General features: G+C 67.6%; 1 protein-coding gene. It reads left to right on the plus strand.

Features of this window, described 5'->3' with window-relative positions:
• Positions 1–81 precede the first annotated feature (81 nt).
• Positions 82–20,031 carry a scabin-related ADP-ribosyltransferase gene (locus AC07FN_RS08415; protein WP_478395021.1) on the plus strand — a complete coding sequence of 6,650 codons (19,950 nt, stop codon included), beginning with the start codon at positions 82–84 and terminating at the stop codon, positions 20,029–20,031.
• Positions 20,032–20,172 lie beyond the last annotated feature (141 nt).

Genomic DNA, 20,172 nt, shown 5'->3' on the forward strand with positions numbered 1-20,172 from the left:
GGGGAAGCGGTATCCGGGTCGGATTCGACTGCGGGCGTGCGCGGAGGAACGAGGAGTCCGAATCGGATGGTGTGGTGAGCGATGGGTGAGATTCAGATTCCCGATGATGGTCTCTGGGCGCCTATTTACTATTCGATGTACGGGTTCGTCGGTAACAAGCCGCCGTTGGTGAGGTCGAATGACATGTACGCGTTGTCCCGGGAGATGCGGGACAACGCGGATGTCTATGTGGACGCGACGGCGAATGTCAATTCGTTGGCGTCTGGTGTGCGGGCGAATCTTGAGGGTGAGACCGCGGCGGCGTTCGATGATCATGTTCGGGGGTTGACCGCTCCGGTTCAGGCGCAGGTGGCGGCGTTGCGGTACGCGGCGGACATGGTGGACAGGTTCGGGTTGAACGGGGAGGAGGCGGAGTACGACATCCTCCTCCAGCTGACGTTTTTCGCGTCCACGATTCTCGGGCTTTACCTGAGTGGGTTGTACGCGTTGGTTCCGGAGTGGATCGCGGCTGGGCGTGACGCCATTGGCAAGATCATCGCGGCGGCGAAGCAGCAGGCCGCGACGTTGTCCGGGCAGTTGCGGATGGCGTGGGAGCCTCTTGAGGAGTTCGTTCAGGAGACGTTCCAGGCATTTTTGCCGCAGGGGATCACGACGGCGAACGGTAACCGCAAGCACGGTTACGACGCGGACGACATGCTCTTGGAGGGCGCTGTCGGGGCCAAGGCGGCGTTCAACGCGATGATTTTGCATCGTCTGGCGAAGCTGAACAGGCACACGGACGATTTCGTGCGCAAGCCGGTCGGGGCGGGGCAGCTCGATGCGGCTGCGGAGTTGCCGGCGGAGGGGATCGTCATCACGGCGATCGGCGGTGATTTCGATGCGTTCGGTACCTATATCTCGAGTGTCTCGATGGGCACGATCGAGAAGGACGCGCAGATCAGGTCGCGTGGGTGGCAGAACAACCGGAATACGAACAACTCGCCGGCGGGAGGGTCGGACAAGTCGCCGCCGCCTTCCTACGACCCGGACGGTAAGGGTCTGCCCGGTGGCGAGGACATCCCCGGCGGGGGGCCGGATTCGAAGGTGCCGCCGGTTGGGTCGGACTCCAAGGTCCCGCCGGTCGGGTCGGATTCGAAGGTGCCGCCGGTCGGGTCGGACTCCAAGGCCCCGCCGGTCGGGTCGGATTCGAAGGCACCCGCGGATTCTCCGGACGGGAAGCCTTCCGATGTCCCGCCGCCCCCGTACTCGCCGCGTGGTGAGGCGCCGCCGTCCAATGAGGTGTGGGGGAACGAACAGCCTCCGCCCGCCTACCAGTCCCCGGCCGGGGAACCGCCGCCTGCGTACTCGCCGCCGCCCGCGTACCAGCCCCCGGCCGCGGAGCAGCCTGCGGGCTCCCCACCACCTGGTTCGGTTCCGCCACCGGCGGGTGTGTCGCCTGTGGGGTCTCCGCCTGCGGGCTCCCCGCCGCCTGCTTCGGTTCCGCCTGCGGGTTCGCCGCCGCCTGGTTCGGTTCCGCCGCCTGCGGGCGTTTCGCCGGTGGTGTCTCCGCCGCCGGGCGTCGGTGGGGAAACGCCGCCTGCGGGCGTCGAAGCAGGGCCGGTTTCGGTGGAGCAACCGGCTGGGCAGCCGCCGGTTACCGGCGGGCCGCAGGATGTCGGCTCGAATCAGGGTTTGCCTGGTTTCGACACGACGACGCCACCGGGTAACGCGCCGCAGGGCGTGGATCCGGCGGTCGGTGACCAGAATCCCCAGGCCCAGCAACCGTCCGCCGAGCAGCCGCCGGTGCGGCACACGCCCGTCGAGCAGCCGCCCGCCCAGCACCCGGGGGACGAGCAGTCCCCGAACCAGCAGTCGCCGAGCCAGCAGTCCCCGAGCCAGCAGTCGCCGAATCAGCAGTCGCCCGGCCAGAACCTGGGGCAGCAGTCCCCGAATCAGCAGGTTCCGGGTGAGCAGTCGCCGGAGCAGTCGACGCCAGGCCAGCAGAACGCTGGTCAGCGCAGCTTCGATCAGAACGCGGTGTCGCTCGAGCGCGACCAGCCGCGAGCGGACCAGCAGGAGCAGAGCGGAAACGGGGCCGCGCAGCTCCGCCCGACCGGCCAGCAGACCGGGCCGGGGCAACCCGCAGGGACGCCGAGTGCCACGTCCACGCCGTCCAGTCAGGCCGGCAACTCGCAGGCACCCTCGAACACCGTCGGCGCGCCGAGCACCTCGTCCCAGGACGTGTCCCGGGACAAGTCCGGCCAGCCGGCCGTGGGCGATCAGGACGTCCCGTCCCGGCTTGCGACGCAGCTTGCCTACGAAGCGCCAACAGGTGGGACGTCGACCGGGAACCAGCCCCTGACTCAGCGCGACGGGCCGTCCACTGTGTCCTCCGGTAGCGAGCCGAGGACGAGTTCGACCACGCCCGGCAGGGCCGGAACGCCGAAGAGCAGCAGTGAACCGGAACCGGTGGTGGCGCCGGCACAGCCGGTGGTGCCGGTGGAAGGCCCGCCCGTTGGTGAAGGTTTCGCGGATGTCCAGCGGCCTGCCCAGCCCGCCTTGACGCAGGACGCTGTGAAGTCCGAGAAGGACACCACGCCGAGCGAAGACCACTCCGGCAACAGCGAAACCGCCCCCGCCTCCAGCGAAAGCCACGACACTTCCACAGACGACGATGTCGTTGAGCTGACGAGCACGCTCGAGAAATTCAGTCGTGACGACAGCAATCAGGAGAGCAATCAGGACAACAACCAGGACGGCGATCAGGACATGGCCGTCTTCGGGGCCGACCGGCGCCGAGCGGATCCGTTCGATCGGCGGGGCCCGTACAGTCGGCACTTCCCGAGTGGTTGGGGTGGTGAGTCGTCGGCGGTGTCGGGTGAGGCGCCGGTGCGTCCGGACGTGGTGTCGGCGGAGACGTTCGAGGATGACCCTGCGGGCGCGGATGCGTTCCGGGACCAGCATTTGCCGCATTTGCTGGATGTGAATGCCAGGAATGTGGGTGTCGAGGGTGGCGACACGAACTGCCTGGATGCGTCTCTTCAGGCGATCAACGCGGATTCGCATCCTGAGCGGGCCGGGGAGTTCAAGGCCGAGCTGAGCGGGCTGGTGGACCCGAACCGCGTCGCGGAGTCGGGCTTGCCGCCGTTGTCCTGGCAGGGGCGGGGGCAGCAGGGTTACGACAAGGTGATCGACTATGTGGCCGGTCGGAAGAACGACGGTCCGCATGGTCTGGTGTACGTGTATTTCGGCAATGGCAAGGGACATTTCGTCTCCGTCCATAGGCGCCGTGGCAAGATCGTGTTTTACGACGGCCAGGGCAAGAAGATTGCGACGCTGGGCAACCCGGTCCAGGTGTGGCTCTCGAAGGTGACTTCGCGCAAGGTGCTCAAGCATGTGGTTTCGCCGGTGGGCACCAAGGCTCCTGGGAGGACCGGGAACCAGGCGCGCCCCGCCCAGCCGCGTTCAGCGCCTCTCGAGCACATCAAGAACCTGGCCGAAAACTACCCAGCGGACATCATTCAGGCGGACAGTGCCGAAATGGACCGGCACCCGGCGGAGTCGAACGACGTGGCCCTCCGCGACGGCCCGAACATGATCTGGCTGACTCCGGCGCTAGCCCGGGCATGGCTGGCCGAAAACGACATCACCTATCCCCAGGACAGTGGCATACCGCTGGCCATCACGAAGTACACCGCCCCCCCGCCGGATCCGCTGAAGGTGGGTCCTGCCCGGAGTTACAACGTCGACCAGGCACAGCTCTTCTACGAAACGGTTCGGAATCTGGCGGACCAGCACCAGCAGGCCGAGTGGCATGACGTCTTGATCGCGATGGATGAGCTGGCGGGTCGGATCGCCGCCGATCAGCCGGACGAGTGCATCTATGTGGGTATCGGCCGCAGTCCGGCTCCGGTCGTCGCCGCTCTCCAGTCCCGGGGCCACGACGCGGTGTCCATTCCGCTGTCGTCCTTCCGGCCGTCGCCACCGCAAGACTCGGTTCTGTACGGGCCCTTCCAGACCGCCGGCCGCGAATCCACGTCCGAGCGCTACAGCGAACCGACGCCCGAGCAAGCGAGCATGTTCGGAAGGCATTTCGCCGAGTTCCTGGGGCATCTGCCCAAGGGCCGTAAGGTGGTGCTGTTGGACTTCACCCAGTCCGGGCGTTCGCTGATCGCGGCGCTGTGGTTCCTCCAGAAGTACCTGGACGACCAGGCCAATGGTTCCGGCCCGGTGGTGAGCGCGGTCGCGATGTACGCGCCCGATCAGGAAGAGAAACTGCTCGCCATCGTCGCCGGCATCGCTGACAACGCTGCTTTCAACCGGGCGATACGCAAGCTGTGGTTGGACCAGTTCGTGGTCATGCCGCTCAACTCGAAACTCCTGGGCGATCGCGCCGATCTGGTGGTGCAGGCGTTCGAAAACCAGAGGTTCGACGACCAGGCCGAGTACGGTAAGTACGATATCCTGAGCGCGAACCCGGACGATCCCATGCCGCGGCGAGACGACCGCCAGGAGGGCTTCCGGAAGCTGCGGGCCGACATGGACAAAGCCCGTGGGACCGAGGGCACCCCTCCCGGCCTCGGTGGTGCGCCGCCGCGCCCGCCAGGCATGGGCGGTGCGCCATCCTCGGTGTTCTTGCGGCCGTTGCGGCATTTGCGTCATTTGCGGAATGTGAATGCCAGGAATGTGGGTGTCGGGGGTGGCGACACGAACGGTCCGGATGCGCCTCGTCAGGCGATCAACGCGGATTTGCATCCTGAGTGGGCCGGGGGCCTACAGCGGATCTCCGAAGTGGCCAAGAACTTCCCAATGGACATCATTCAGGCGACCAGTGCCGAAATGGACCGGCACCCGGCAGAGTTGAACAACGTCGTCCTCCGCGACGGCCCGAACACGATCCAGCTGACTCCGGAGCTAGCCCGGGCATGGCTGGCCGAAAACGGCATCACCTATCCCCGCGATGGTGGCATACCGCTGGCCGTCGCGCTTTACACCGCCGGCAGGGCGGACCCGGATTACGCGCCTCGCCAGGAATACAGGCTCGACGTCGACGAGGCACAGCGCTTCGACGATGCACAGCGCTTCTACGAAACGGTTCGGAATCTGGCGGACCAGCACGAGCAGGCCGAGCGGCGGCACGTCTTGACCGGGATGGATGAGCTGGCGGGTCGGATCGCCGCCAACTATCCGCCGGACGAGTGCATCTATGTGGGTATCGGCCGCAGTCCGGCTCCGGTCATCGCCGCTCTCCAGTCCCGGGGCCACGATGCGGTGTCCATTCCGCTGTCGTCATTCCGGCCGTCGCCACCGCAAGACTCGGTTCTGTACGGGCCCTTCCAGGCCCCCGGCTCCGGCGAACCCGTGGAGTACTACTACGAACCGACGCCCGAGCAAATGAGCATGTTCGGAAGGCATTTCGCCGAGTTCCTGGGGCATCTGCCCAAGGGCCGTAAGGTGGTGCTGTTGGACTTCACCCAGTCCGGGCGTTCGCTGATCGCGGCGCAGTGGTTCCTCCAGAAGTACCTTGGTTCCGGCCGGGTGGTGTGCGCGGTCGCGATGTACTCGCCCAGGGGGAGACAGAGACTGCGCGAAACCCTCGCCCGCATCGCTAACAACGCTGCTTTCGACCCGGAGGAACGCGAGCAGTGGTTGGACCGGTTCAAGATCCTGCCGATCGCCGATCTGGTGCTGGAGGCGTTCGAGAAGGAGACGTTCAAGGATCAGGCCGAGTACGGTAAGTACAAGATCCTGAGCGCGAACCCGGACGATCCCATGCCGCGGCGAGACGACCGCCAGGAGGGCTTCCGGAAGCTGCGGGCCGACATGGACAAAGCCCGTGGGACCGAGGGCACCCCTCCCGGCCTTGGTGGTGCGCCGCCGCGCCCGCCGGGCATGGGCGGTGCGTTGCCGACCACCGTCCTCGCGTCCGAGCCGACGGGCCAGGACGCCCAGCGCGGGCCGGACACCGCCGCGATCATCGCGGATGTGCGCGCCGCCGCGGACGGCGGCAATCCGCACACCGAAGGCTCGCTTTCCATCCAGCACCACATCACGTCCGACCAGGCTCGCGAGCTGATCGAGGACGCTGCGCGCGAGCACGTGCGCTCGACCGCCGAGACCGGATCACCGGCGTCCTCGGGATCGCTGTCCAGGCGGTACGGCATCGAGCCCGGCCGGGCCTACGAGCTGATCGAAGACGTGGCGGCGCAGGACGTGCGTTCGGCCGCCGACGAGGGTTCGCCCTACTCCTTCCGCGACGTGCCCGGCAGGTACGCCCTCAACGAACAGCAGTCCCTCGACCTGATCGAGGCGGTCGCGGTGGCGGATGTGCGCGCTGCCGCCGACGCGGGCCATCCCTTCACCGAGGAGTCGCTGACCACCAAGTTCGACCTGAACGCTGCGGCCACCGAACACACCACGTCGAACGCGCGCGATCTGATCGCGAACGCCGCGGTGTCCGAAATGCGCGAGACCCCGGCAGGATCGAGCGTCTCCGTCGCGGCCGTAGCCGGAAAGTACGGCGTCGATCCGGAGATCGTCGGCGACTGGGTCAATGCCGCCGCAGTGTTGGACGCGCGGGCCGGTGCGCACACCAACCAGCCGGTCACCGCCAGGGCCCTGGTCGAGAAGTACGACCTCACGCGGAGGCAGGCTGAGACGTGCCTGTCCGTAGCCGCGCTCGCGGACATCCGGGACGTTGTGGAGGCCGGCGGTTCGGTCGATGTCGACGCGTTGGCCCGCGGCTACGGCAGGAGCCACCAGTGGGTGGAGCGGTGCAAGGCCGCGGATCTCACCTGGCAGGGCCCGGAAGCGAGTCCTGAGTTCTTCCTGCGGCCGCGAGTCATCCTGCCGGCCCAGGCCGCCGGGACTGCCGAACTGAGGGCGCGTGCCGAAATCCGCAGCGCGGCTGACAGCGGCCGACCGCGCAGCGCCGAGGAACTGGCCGACCAGTTCGGCGGAAGCCATCAGCGGGCGCAGGACCAGATCGACGCCGTCGCGCACGCCAATCTGATCGAGGCGCTGGGGCGCGGCGAACGGTACGACGCCGAGGCGTTGGCCACGAGGTACGGCATGAGCCGCACGTGGGCGCACCAGCAGATCACCGACGCGAGCACCATCGAGCGCGCCAGGATTCGGGACGCCGCCGCCTACCTGCGGGCCACTTCCAAGATGTCGGACGTCGCTGCCGTATCGCAGCAGTTCGAGATCAGTGCCACGTCCGCCCTCTCCGCGATCATCGCCGCCGCTCCCGATCTCGCCCGCAATGCCGATATCGGCACCGTGCAAGCGGAGCGCATGATCAGGTCCATCGCGTTCGACGATGTGCGGGATGCTGCCCGGGACGGGAGGCCGCGCACCGCGGTGGAGTTGGGGCAGCGGTTCGGCAAGTCCGGTCGGTGGGGTTTCGATGTGATCGGTGCTGTGGTGCGGGCCGATGCGTCGGATGGCCGGTCGGATGTCGATGGTCTGGCCGCGCGGTATGGCATTGGTCGTCGGGCGGTGGAGTTCTACACCGGCGTGGGTGCGGCGTTCGAGTATGCGCGTGCGGCGCACCGCAGCGGTGATGTCTGTACCGTCGCGGATCTTGTCGGCAGGTTCGGGATCGGTGAGGCGGAGGCCCGGGCTCAGATCGAGGCCGCCGATGTGGCCGATGCGCGAGAGGTGCGCGACTGGATCCTGCTCGAGAACGGCCGGGAGGAATCGGCCGCGGAACTGGAGATTCTCCGACGTGACGGGAGTGGCTACTCGCTCGGTGCGTTGATGGAGAGGACCGGCCTGGACCGCGAGCGGGCCTTCCGCGTCCTGGGCGTCGCCCTGGTTTCGGATCTGAGCAGCGGGAACGTCGACCGGAGGAGTTCGCCGGCGGTCACCGCCGAGCGGTTCGGGATCACCGAGGCGGAGGCCGGGCACCTGATCGACACCGCCGCGGAGGCCGAGAGCCGGGACAGCGTGAAGTTGCTAGGACGCGCGGAATCCGCCGCGGACCTCGCCGAGAAGTACGGCAGGACACCGGAGTGGGCAGCCGACCGTCTCGAAGCCGCCTACCTCAGCGACCTGCGTTACGAGGCAATGCGGCGGACCAGTGAAGTCCGGCCGTACACTGCCAACCGCGCACATCGGCTGGCGGCCAGGTACGACGTGAGCCAGGACAGGTACCTGGAGCTGGGCAACGGTGTGGCGCGGGCCGATGTTCGCGAGGCCGCGGAGCGGCGGGAGCCGTTCACCGGTGCGGAGTTGGCGCAGCGGTATTTCCACGTCGAGCGGTGGGGCGAGGATCAGGTTCTGGATGTCGCGCGAGACGATGCGCGGGATGCGGTGCGCCGTGGTGAGCCGTTCGGTGTTGATGATCTGGCCCGGAAGTACGCGATCAGCGTCGAGAAGGCCGAGCAGGTGCTGGTGGCGGCGGCGTTCGCGGATGCGCATGCGGCGCGTGATCGTGGTGAGCCGCATGCGGTCGAGCCGTTCGCGCAGCGGTATGGCATCGACGCTGAGACGGTGGAGAAGCATGTCGATGCCGTCATGCGGATCGATGTGCGCGATGCCGCGGACCGCAAGGACCCGTACACCGCCCAGGCGCTAGGCGAGAAGTACGAGGTGGATCCCGAGCGGGCGTTCGGGCAGATCGAGGCCGCCGGGATGGAATATCTGGCCGATGCGGCGGATGTCCACAGGTCGTTCCACGCGTTCCAGATCGTCGAGAGGCTGGGGCAGGACGAGGAGTGGGCCGAGAACTTCCAGCTCGCTGCGGTACGGGCCGATATCCGCGCGGCCGCCGACCGTCACGAACCGCTTACCGAAGGAGACGTTTCGGGTCGGCACATGGTCGAGTCCGAGGAGATCCCGCAACTGATCAACGAGGCCGTGCAGGCTGATGCGCGGGAGGCAGCGGATCGCAACGAGCCGTACACCGAGGAGGACCTGGCCACCAGGCACGGCATCGACCCCGCCCGGGCGACCGAGGCGATTCACGCCGCCGCGCGGGCCGGTGTGCGCGACGGTGTGGACAACCGTGGTTTCCGCTTCGACGCGCAGTTGGTTGCCGGGGCGTACCGCATCAGCCCCTACGCGGCCGGGCGGGTGTTGTCGGTTGTGGCTCGCGCTCATGCGCGTGAGACCCGCGATGGCGCGGAGCCAGTCAGCGCGCAGGAGCTGCAGGACTGGTACGGGATCGCTCCGGGCGAGGCGCGGCGTTTCATCTACGAGGCCCGGAACCTCCAAGAGGATTCCGACGCGGAGTCGATGCTGGAAGAAGACGAGCACCAGGCCCTGTTGGCTGTCCAGCAGGCTGCTCAGCAAGCCCAGAATGCCGTCCAGCAGGCTCAGCAGGCTGCTCAGCAGGCTCAGCAGATTGCCCAGCAGGACCAACAGTCTGCCCAGCAGGCCCAGGATGCTGTCCAGGTGGCCCAGCAGGCTGCTCAGCAGGCTCAGCAGGCTTTTCAGCAGGCCCAGCCGGCCCAGCAGGCTGTCCAGCAGGCCCAGCAGGCCTTGCAAGCCGGGCAGGCTTTCCAACAGCTTCAGCAAGCTTTCCAGCAGGCTCAGCAGGCTATCCAGCAGGCTCAGCAGGCCGCCCAGCAGGCTCAGCAGGCCGCCGAGCAGGCTCAGCAGGCTGCCGAGCAGGCCCAGCAGGCCGCCCAGTCGGCTCCGGCTCACACCGTTGACCAGGGTGGTGTGGCGCACTTCGATGAGGGGCATGTCGCGGATTCGGATGACAGCGACTACAACTCGGAGTCCGATGACGAAGCGCTGACTGTTCTTTCTGCGGCGAATCAGGAGTTCCTGGATGCTCATCCTGATTTGTGGGGTGTGAACGGTCCGCGGTACACGGCCGGGCTGGAGGGTTATACGGAGAACTGTGCGGCGTCGTTAGTCGCGGCGGAGCGGACGCTGGTACGCAACCTGGAGAACTCCAACGGCGAGAATGCCGGTACCGCCACGGATCTTCCGCTCGACGCCATCCCCGCACGCCCCAGCGACATGACGCCGTTGAGCCGGCTTGAGCAGGACCTGAACGCGCACGCTGTGAAGGCGTCCTATGAGGACGTCGTGACGCACATGGGTGGCCATGAGGGTGAGGTGTGGGGCTCGGCAATCCTGCGGGAGGGCGATGGTCCTGGGCACGCCATCCTGGTTCAGCGGACTCCGGATGGCCGTGTCCGCTTCGTCGACCAGCACCAGGCGATCATTCCCGAGGTGGATCCGCGCAGCGTGGCCGGATTCCTGCCGCTGAGCCGTCTGGGCTCGACTCCGATGAGCGGCGAGCGGACGGGGATGGACCCGGACCTGCCGATCGGGATGCCCGGTGGGCTGTTCGGAAGGATCGGCCGTCTTGGCGGGCGTGATCGGGCCGATGGCGCGTCGGGTGGCTCTGGTCGCCGGAGCGGCGGCGGTAACACCTCGCCGCGCACGAGTGATCTGGCGAAACGCCATGATATCGGCGACGAGCAGGCATTCGGCTTCATCATCGACGCGGTGTTCCGGGACGTGCGAGAGGGCGCGAGAGACGGCCGCATCGACGACGACGTCGTTCCCGCCCTGGCGGGCAAGCATGGGATCAGCCGGCAGCGGGTGCAGGGCGTGGTCGAGTCCGTGGCGATCGAAAAGGTGCGCGAGGCCGCCGAAGCCGAGCACCCGCTCACCGAGCGTGACCTGACCGACAAGTTCCCTGTTTTCGAGTACGAGGCAGCGGACCTGATCAAGGCCGCCGTCATGGCCGATCTGCGCGAGGCGGTCGACCAGGGGCGCCGGTACACAGACAATGAGGTGGCCAGCAGGTTCGGCAAGGATCCCCGGTACGCCGTCGATCGCGAGTGGGCCGCCGACATCGTGCAGATGGCGGCGCTGGCGGATGTGCGTGAGGTGGTGGCTTGCGGTGGCCGGCCCTACCCGGCCACCGAGCTGGCGGCGCGGTACGGCAGGACGCCCGAGTGGGCCCGCAAGACGATCGCGCTGGAGGCGGCGCTGCGGAACCACCCCTGGGAAGCCAGGTACTCCAGGTACAAAATCCCTGAATTCGGCCTGGTTCGGGGCGATGCGGAAGGTGTCGACCCGAAGCCTGCGGGGGATCCGGAGCTGCGGGCGCGGGCAGAGGTGCGTGCAAGGGCACGGGGGCCTCGCCCGTACACCGCCAGGGAGTTGGGGGCGAAGTACGGGCGGTCACCGGAGTGGGCGTTGGCTCAGATCAACGCGGCCGCGCACGTCGATGTGGTCGAGGCGATGGGGCGTCGGCAGCGCTACACCGTGAAGGCGTTGGCTGCCAAGTACGGCATGTCCCCCGAATGGGCGCGCACCCGGATCCTGCATGCACCGGTCATGGAGCAGGTCGGCGGTCGTGCCGCGCGGCACGCGCCCCGGAAGGCGGCCGACCGCGGAAACCCGGTCACCGCACGGAAGTTGGCCGATTGGTACGGCATCAGCCTGACGAAGGCTGAGGCGTCGATCGACAATGCCGCGAGGGGCGACATCCTTCGTCGGCCTCGTACCAACCCGTTCACCGAGGACGAGTTGGCCGGCAAGTACGGCAAGGACCGCGAGTGGGCCCGTGACCAGATCGACGCCGCCGTGCGCAGCGCGATCACCGCCATGGTGACGAACCGCGAGTACTACCCGGACGTGTTGACGCGGCAGTTCAACATCGATGCCCCGCGACTCCGGAGCGCGATCGGTGCCCTTGTCCGCGCCGAACTTCGGAGGTCGACGATGCTCGACCGTCAGTTGCCCACCGAGATGATCTCCACGCAGTACCACCTCAGCGCCGACGAAGTCGCGCGCGAGGTCGACGCCGCCGCGGAAGAGGACGTGCAGGCGGCCGTCGCCGAAGACGTCCCCTTCACCGAGGATGAACTGGCTGAGCTGTACCGGAAGGACCGCGACTGGGCGCTCGCGCGGATGAGCGCCGCCGGTGGGACCAGTGGTTGGGCGCTTGAGGCGATCGAGCGAATCGGCGCCGCAGCCGATACGCGTGCGTCTGCGGGTGAGGACGCCGCGTCCAGTGCGGTCCGCCTGGCCAGGCAGTACGACCGCGCCCCCGAAATGTCGAGCGCAGCCACCGATGCGCTCCCGCTCTACACCGTGGAAGCACCTGCGGAAAGCACGCCCCCGCTCTACACCGCGGCAGCACCCGCGGGAAGCACGCATCCGCCCGTCACTTCGGGCCACCCGCCCGCCTACAACGCGGTCGCCTCGGTGCTCACGTCTGCCAATTTTGCGAGCGACAGGGAATCTTCGGATTATGTCTTGCGTCATTTCCCGGACTTGTGGGAGGTGAACGGTCCGCAGTATGCGGCGCGCGAGCCGGGGTACACGCTGAACTGCGGGCCCGCATTGATAGCGGCGGAGCGGACGCTGGCCGAAGGCGAGGTGGACGAGGCCCTTTTCGGTGGCCCGGCAAGGCTCTCGTGGTTGCAGCGACGTTTGCGCACGACTGCCGTGGGGACGTCGTTCCAGCAGGTCGTGGAGCACATGCGGGGCATCCCGCAGGAGAGCCGACTGGAGGGTGTCTGGGCGGCTGTGCTGACCGGGACTCCGGGCGATCAATGGGCGCATGCGGTGCTGGTTCAGCGGGGTTCGGACGGTGTGATCCGGTTCGTCGATCAGCAACAGGCACGCATGGCCGACGCGAAACCGGAGAACGTGTTCGGCTACCTGCCGCTTCCCCGGCTCGGCTCGACCCCGATGCAGGGCACGCCGCTGGACCGGAACCTGCTGGTCGGGGCGCCGAATCTGCTGGTCGGGAACCGGAGCGCCATCAGCGTGGCCGAGGCTCAGGACGTGGCGAGCAGGATCGTCGACCTGCCCGGTGATATCGCCGATCTGGTTCCCGGGTATGAGCGGGTCCTCGCGGAAACCCAATCCGGAGCCGTGCCCGACTTCGCGGCTCTGAGCCGGGATATGGGGCGCGACAAAGCACTCATGGCGTTCGGTGCTGCGGCGATCGTCGAGATGAACAGCAGCAGGTACGACCGGCACCCGTTCACCCCCGGGCAGCTGGGCGCCAGGTACGGCCTGGACGAGGCGGTGGCGACGCCGCTGGTCCATGTGGCCGCGGTGATGGATGTGCAGGACCACGCGGGATCTTGGCGTCCGCTCAACCCCGGCCGGCTGGCCAGGCGGTATGGCTTCGAACCTGCCGATGCCCAGCGCCTGGTGGCCGAGGCGGTGGTCGGAGCCAAACGCAGGTGGGCGCGTGCTCAATCGTTCCGGGCCGGCGCCCCGCACGAAATGTTCGAGTACCTTGCCGGAACGTTCGATGTGCACCGCCAGTGGGTGGTCGACACGCTCCGGACGGCCGTAGTCGCCGATATACGTGCGGCCGCGGAGAACGGCCACCCGCACTCCGCTGCGGACGTGGCCGGGAAGTACGGCCTGACCGAGCAGTTGGCGGCCGACTGGATCGGGGCCGCGGTGCGGGCCGATGCGCGGGAGGCCGTGAACGGTGCCGATGGCTACGTCGTCGGAGATCTCGCTGGGAAGTACGGGATCTCTGATGAGGAAGCGGAGCGGCAACTGGTCGGGGCGGCGCTCACTGACGCGTTCGAGCACCGGGACCGTGCGGACGCGGTGGCGGATTCCCTGGGTTGGTATGGCATCGGTGACGTGTCGATCGATGACCACGTCGATGCCCTTGCGGACCAGGACATCCGGGCCGGCGTGTATGCCGAACGGCCCGTTGCCGTCGATGAGCTTGCCGTGAAGTACGACAGGAATGCCGATTGGGCCCGGCGCCGGGTCGAGACTGTCGCGATCGACTACGTGACCGAAGGCGGGAATCGCGCAAGCTGGGTCACCGCATGGCACCTGAACCGCTGGTTCGATCTCGGTGGGCGTGGCGCGGAGGTGTTGCACCGGGCTCAGCTGGCCGATGTCCGCCGGGCAGCGGACGCCGGCAACCCGTTCAGCATCGCCGACCTCCCTTTCAGCCACAATCTGACTATCGAGGAGGCCGAGCAGTTGGTCGGCGATGCGGCGGTCGACGACGCGAGGGAGGCCGCGAGGGAAGGCCGGCCGTATGTCGCTGAAGGGCTGGCCGAGAAGTACGGCATGTGGCTCTGGAACGACGAGACGTCCCGGAGTGAGCTCGACCTCGGGTGGGGGAACGCCTGTATAGCCGCCGCCGTTCGTGCTGATGCGCGGGGTGGTGGGGGAGCCAGGGTGCTGGCGGCGAAGTACGGGATCAAGCACGTTGCGGCCAAGGCCGAGGTCGGTGCGGCGGCGTTGGCCCATGCGCGGACGGCGGGGCTCAGTGGAGACTCGGTCACGGTTGGCGAACTTGTCAGGGATTTCGATATCAGCGGCGCCGAGGCGGTGCGGCACTTGCGGTCCGCTAGGCACGTTCCGGCGGATTCGGACACCGAACCCGAACGGGAGGTGTTCTCCGACTCGGACGACGATGATTTCGACGGCGGTCCTGTTGGTGGGTTTGTTGGTGGGCCTGTGGGTGGACCGCATCATGGTTCGGCGGGTGGGGTCCGTGTGGAGTCCGATGGCGATGTGTCCATGGTGGACGCGGATGGCGAGTTCGATGGTGGCGATTCCGATTCCGCGTCGGATGGTTCGTCGGTCTTCACTGAGCCTGAAAGGGACGAGTTCGCTTCGCCGGTGGTGATGACGGCTCGCAGTTTTGGCGGGGACGCCGAGGCCGCGGCGGAGTATTTCCGGGTATTTTTCCCCGAGTTCTTGGGGGTGAACGGGCCGCGTGATGAGCGAAGCAATCAGGATCGCCTCCTGAATTGCGTGCTGGTGCTGGCGGCTTCGGATGAGAGGCTGTCGGGTGGCGTGACGGTCGTGGCGGATGCTGGTTGGCCGGAGACGATCGAGTCGCTGGAAGAGCGTTTCGACGCTCGTGCGGTGCAAGCGGATTTCGATGATGTCGTGGCGCACATGAGCCGGTCGTTCGATGACGCGGTGGAGCGCACTGGTCGGCAGCCGGGGAGCATCTGGGGTGCGACGCTGGTGGGGGGCCTGGGAAGGATGGCGCATGCTGTGCTGGTTCGGGTTGGGTCCGATGGTGTGGTCCACTTCGTTGATCCGCAGTTGGAGACGATGGCCGATGCGGGTTTGGACAACGTGATCGGTTTCCTCCCGCTGACCGCCCACGGCTCGACGCCGATGCAGGGCGATCCGATGGACCCGGACCTGTTGGTCGGGGCGCCGAGTCTGCTGGTCGGGAGGTCGGTCGATGACCAGGTCGATGCCCTTGCGGACCGGGACATCCGGGCCGGTGCGGACGCCAACCAGCGCATTGCCGTCGATGACCTTGCCGTGAAGTACGACAGGAATGCCGATTGGGCCCGGCGCCGGGTCGAGACTGTCGCGATCGACTACGTGACCGAAGGCGGGAATCGCGCAAGCTGGGTCACCGCATGGCACCTGAACCGCTGGTTCGATCTCGGTGGGCGTGGCGCGGAGGTGTTGCACCGGGCTCAGCTGGCCGATGTCCGCCGGGCAGCGGACGCCGGCAACCCGTTCAGCATCGCCGACCTCCCTTTCAGCCACAATCTGACTATCGAGGAGGCCGAGCAGTTGGTCGGCGATGCGGCGGTCGACGACGCGAGGGAGGCCGCGAGGGAAGGCCGGCCGTATGTCGCTGAAGGGCTGGCCGAGAAGTACGGCATGTGGCTCTGGAACGACGAGACGTCCCGGAGTGAGCTCGACCTCGGGTGGGGGAACGCCTGTATAGCCGCCGCCGTTCGTGCTGATGCGCGGGGTGGTGGGGGAGCCAGGGTGCTGGCGGCGAAGTACGGGATCAAGCACGTTGCGGCCAAGGCCGAGGTCGGTGCGGCGGCGTTGGCCCATGCGCGGACGGCGGGGCTCAGTGGAGACTCGGTCACGGTTGGCGAACTTGTCAGGGATTTCGATATCAGCGGCGCCGAGGCGGTGCGGCACTTGCGGTCCGCTAGGCACGTTCCGGCGGATTCGGATACCGAACCCGAACCCGACCCCGAACCCGAACCCCTACCGGTAGTAGCCGACTGGGCCGACGTCTGGTTCGCCGACAATCCGGACACCGAACCCGAACCGGAGGCTGCCTGGGCCGACGACGGGTTCGCCGATGATTTCGGTGGTGAGCCTGCCGGTGGGCCTGTGGGTGGGGTCCATGTTGAGCCCGATGGTGATGTGTCCATGGTGGACGTGGGTGGCGGGTTCGATGGTGGTGAGTCCGATTCCGATTCGGATGGTTCGTCGGTGTTCACTGAGCCTGACAGGGACGAGTTCGCTTCGCCGGTGGTGATGACGGTTCGTAGTTTTGGTGGGGACGTCGAGGGCGCGGCGGATTATTTCCGGGTATTTTTCCCCGAGTTCGTGGGGGTGAACAAGCGTGATGAGGGAAGCGAGCGGGATCGCCTCCTGAATTGTGTGCTGGTGCTGGTGGCTTCGGATGAGAGGCTGTCGGGTGGCGTGACGGTCGTGGCGGAGGCTGGTGAGCCGGAGACGATCAGGTCGCTGGAAGGGCGTTTCGGTGCCCCTGCGGTGCGTGCGGATTTCGATGCTGTCGTGAGGCACATGAGCCGGTCGTTCGATGACGCGGTGGAGCGCACTGATGGGCGGCCGGAGCGCATTTGGGGTGCGGCGCTGATGCGGGGCGAGGAAGGCATGGCGCATGCTGTGCTGGTTCGGGTTGGATCCGATGGTGTGGTCCACTTCGTTGATCCGCAGTTGGAGACGATGGCCGATGCGGGCGGAGACAACGTGATCGGTTTCCTGCCGTTGACCGCTCATGGTTCGACGCCGATGCCCGGCGAGCGGACGCGGATGGACCCGGACATGCTGGTCGGCACGCCGGCCGGGGGCTGGTTCGGGCTCGGTGGCATGGCACGGCGCGGGGATTCCGGTGGGGGCTCCTCGCTGCGGGTCGACAGGCTGATGAAAACCCATGGCATCAGCGAGGAACACGCCTTCGACCTGGTGGAGCCCGCGGTATTCCAGGACGTGCGGATGGCCGTGGGAAGTAACCGGAAGGACGAACTCCGGGCACTGACCACGACATACGGGATCAGCCAGGATCGGCTGAACGGCGTGGTCGAGGCCGTGGCGCTGGCGGACGTGCGCCGGGCCGCCGACGCCGGGGACCCGATCACCGAGAGGGCCTTGCGTGGGAAGTACGGCCTTCCCAAGGATGTGGCCGGTCACGTGATCACGGCCGCGATGGTGGCGGATGTGCGCGAGTCGGCGGACAACGGCCGGCGGTACACCAGGGACGAGCTGGCCGCCAAATACCGCATCGAGCCCCGGCTGGCGGAGCGGGTGACCAAGTCCGCGGCGCTGGCGGATGTCCGCGAAGCGGTCGATTGCGGTGGCTGGCCCTACACCGCGACCGAGGTCGCCGCGCGGTACGGCAGAGGTCTCAAGTGGGCGTTCGACGTCCTCGCGCGGGAATCTTCGCTGCGGCTGCACCCCGAGCAAGCCCAGCAGTTCCTGTCCACGAGACTCCCCGAGGTGGGCAGGAGCACCGGAGTTCCGGCGGACGGCCCGTATCCGGCTCCCGCGGGAGAAACGGAAAAGCAGGCACGGTCGGCGGTGCGCGCGGCGGCGGATCGCCGTGCACCATTGAGCGCGGAGGCGCTGGTCGAGCGCTTCGGCCGGACTCCGGAATGGGCTCAGGTTCAGATCAACGCGGCCGCCCACGCCGATGTGGTCGGGGCGATGGGACGCCGGCAGCGCTACACGGTGCAGGACTTGGCCGCGAAGTACGGTATGAGTACCGATTGGGCACGAACCCGGATTCTCGATGCGCCCGTCATCGAGCGGGTCATGGGTCGTGCCGCGCGGCATGCCGCGCGGCGGGGGGCCGAGAAAACACGCCCGGTTACCGCCCGGGGTCTGGCCGCCCGGTACAGCATCAGCCTGGCCAAGGCCGAGGCGTCGATCGCCAATGCGGCGCAGAGGGACCTCCGCGCCGGCGTCGGTAGCTCGCCCATCGGCGATACCGAGCTGGCCCTCCGGTACGACAAGTCCCACGAGTGGGCACGCGACCAGATCGACACCGCTCTGCGCCTCAGGCTCCAACACCTGGCCAGGAAGTCCGCGCCGGACTCCCTTGATGAGGGAATGGCGCGGCTCTTCGGCGTCCCCCGCGAGCGGTACTGGGACGCCTTCGATCACGTCGTGCGAGCCGAGGTGCGGCTTTCCGCGAGCCTGCACAGCAAGGTCCCTACCTCGGACATCGCGTCCCGGTACGGAATCAGGCGCGCTGAGGTCGAGGCCTACATCGACGAGGTGGCAGGCGACGAGGTTGCCGCGACCGCCGCGCTGCGTGCCCGGTACACCGTGGACCAGCTTGCCCAGCGATACGGCAAGAGCAGCGAGTGGGCGCGGGCCCGCGGCGCCGGCGACACCCTGCGATCCGCTGCCGCACGCACCGACGGCAGGCGCTGGGACGATCCGGACGCACCGCCTCCGCGCTACGACGTAGCAACGGGCAATGCCGAACCGGCGTCGGTTCCGGCGGAGCCTCCCGAGTACGACTCCTCGCCGCAATCCACGCCGCACCTGCCCGCCTACGACGAGACGGTGGTCACGGCACGGAACTTCCTGACGACGGACGACTCCCGGAGCCATCTGCAGGTGCAGTTCTCAAGCGTGTGGCGGGTGAACGGGTCGCCGTACCTGCGCAGGCTGCAGGGGTACACGGAGAACTGCCCGGAGGCGCTGCTCGCGACGGAGCGGACGCTGACCAGTGCCCCGGCCGCCAGGTCGGGCCAGAACAGCGATGCACCGTGGGTGCACATCGCGCCGGCCGATCGCCCGCGGCCCGTGCGGTGGTTGGAGCGTCAGCTGGACGCGAACGCCGTGACGGCGACGTTCGGCGACGTCGTGGCGCACATGAACCGGTCGTTCGCCGAGGCTGCGGAGCGCACCAGCCAGCAGCCGGAGAGCGTCTGGGGTGCAGTGCTGGTGCAGGCACGGGGCGGCATGCTGCACGGCGTCATGGTCCAGCGGAGCTGGGACGGGACAGTCAGTTTCGTCGACCAGGCGCGGGGCGTCATGGCGGATGCGACGCAGGACAACGTGGTCGGATTCCTGCCGCTCCCCAGCCTTGACTCGTTGCCGATGGACGGCGTGCGAGTGGACCCCGAACTCATGGTGGGGTCCATGTCCGGGCGCCCGTTCGGACTCCGCCTGGTCGACTGGCCGACGGGTCGCGATAGCGCCGAGGGGGCGTCAGCCGGGGAGCACGCCCCGGATCACGAAATCGGCAACGGCCTGCGCATCCGGACCGGAGCGGTGCCGTTGCCCCCTCCGGAGCCGTATCCCGCGCCGGACGATTTCACCGAGGCCGGGCTACCGGTGCACAGCCGGGCGGCCAACGGCCGCTGGGAGATCAGCGGAGGAGCCGAGTACGGCCCGGATATCGTGTGGCACAGAGGCGCGAACCTGTTCGGCATGCGGGTGGATCGGGTGCCGATGGGCAATTACGTGACCGACGAATACGGCCGCTTGTACACTGCGATGACCGATGTCCCCGTGTTCGAATGGTATGTCGGCTCAACCAGCGGAAGGCCCATCGCCTACAGCCTGTTTCGAGTCACCGACCCACCAGCATCCTCGTCGAGCCTCTCCAGCAGGCCGCCGGTGAATCCGGCGGAAGTCGCGATGCCCGGCACGGTTTTCGGCGAAGCGCCTCGTTATGCGCTGTGGCGGCAAGACGACAACATGCTCTACCACCTGAACAAGAAAACCCCCGAACAAGTGGTGGAGGAAGGTGGACTGCGGCCAAAGGGGCCAGTGACCGGAGCGGACCGTCACCTGGCGGAATACGCGTGCATGGGTCCTACCGACACGAACTTCCTCAGCACTGCGCGGAATCCGTACGCGATGACACGTGTGCGCGATGTCAACCCCACCGTGTCGGCGAGCGGCTACCGATACATGTACTTGATCAATGCGCCCGGCGGGATCGATGTCAATGCCACGCTCGGCATCGCGTCACCTTATCCGGAACAGGAGGAAGTGACTTTTATCGGCGGAGTCCGGTTGGAGTACATAGCTGGTTACCAGGAGGTCGACGACGACCGTCCGGTCGGGCCTGTTCTCCCGATGCCGGGCCGGAGCTAGTGGTCGCGGCCGTCGAGGGTGCAGAACAACAACGCGATCGGTGCGTGCAAGGCGGGATCCGGTTCCACCTCGGTGAACGAGAGCGTGTTCAAGTTCCTGGCGTTCGAGCAGATTTCACCGGCCTCCCGGCGAAGCGCCGTG

Source organism: Saccharopolyspora sp. NPDC045941, assembly GCF_056431445.1.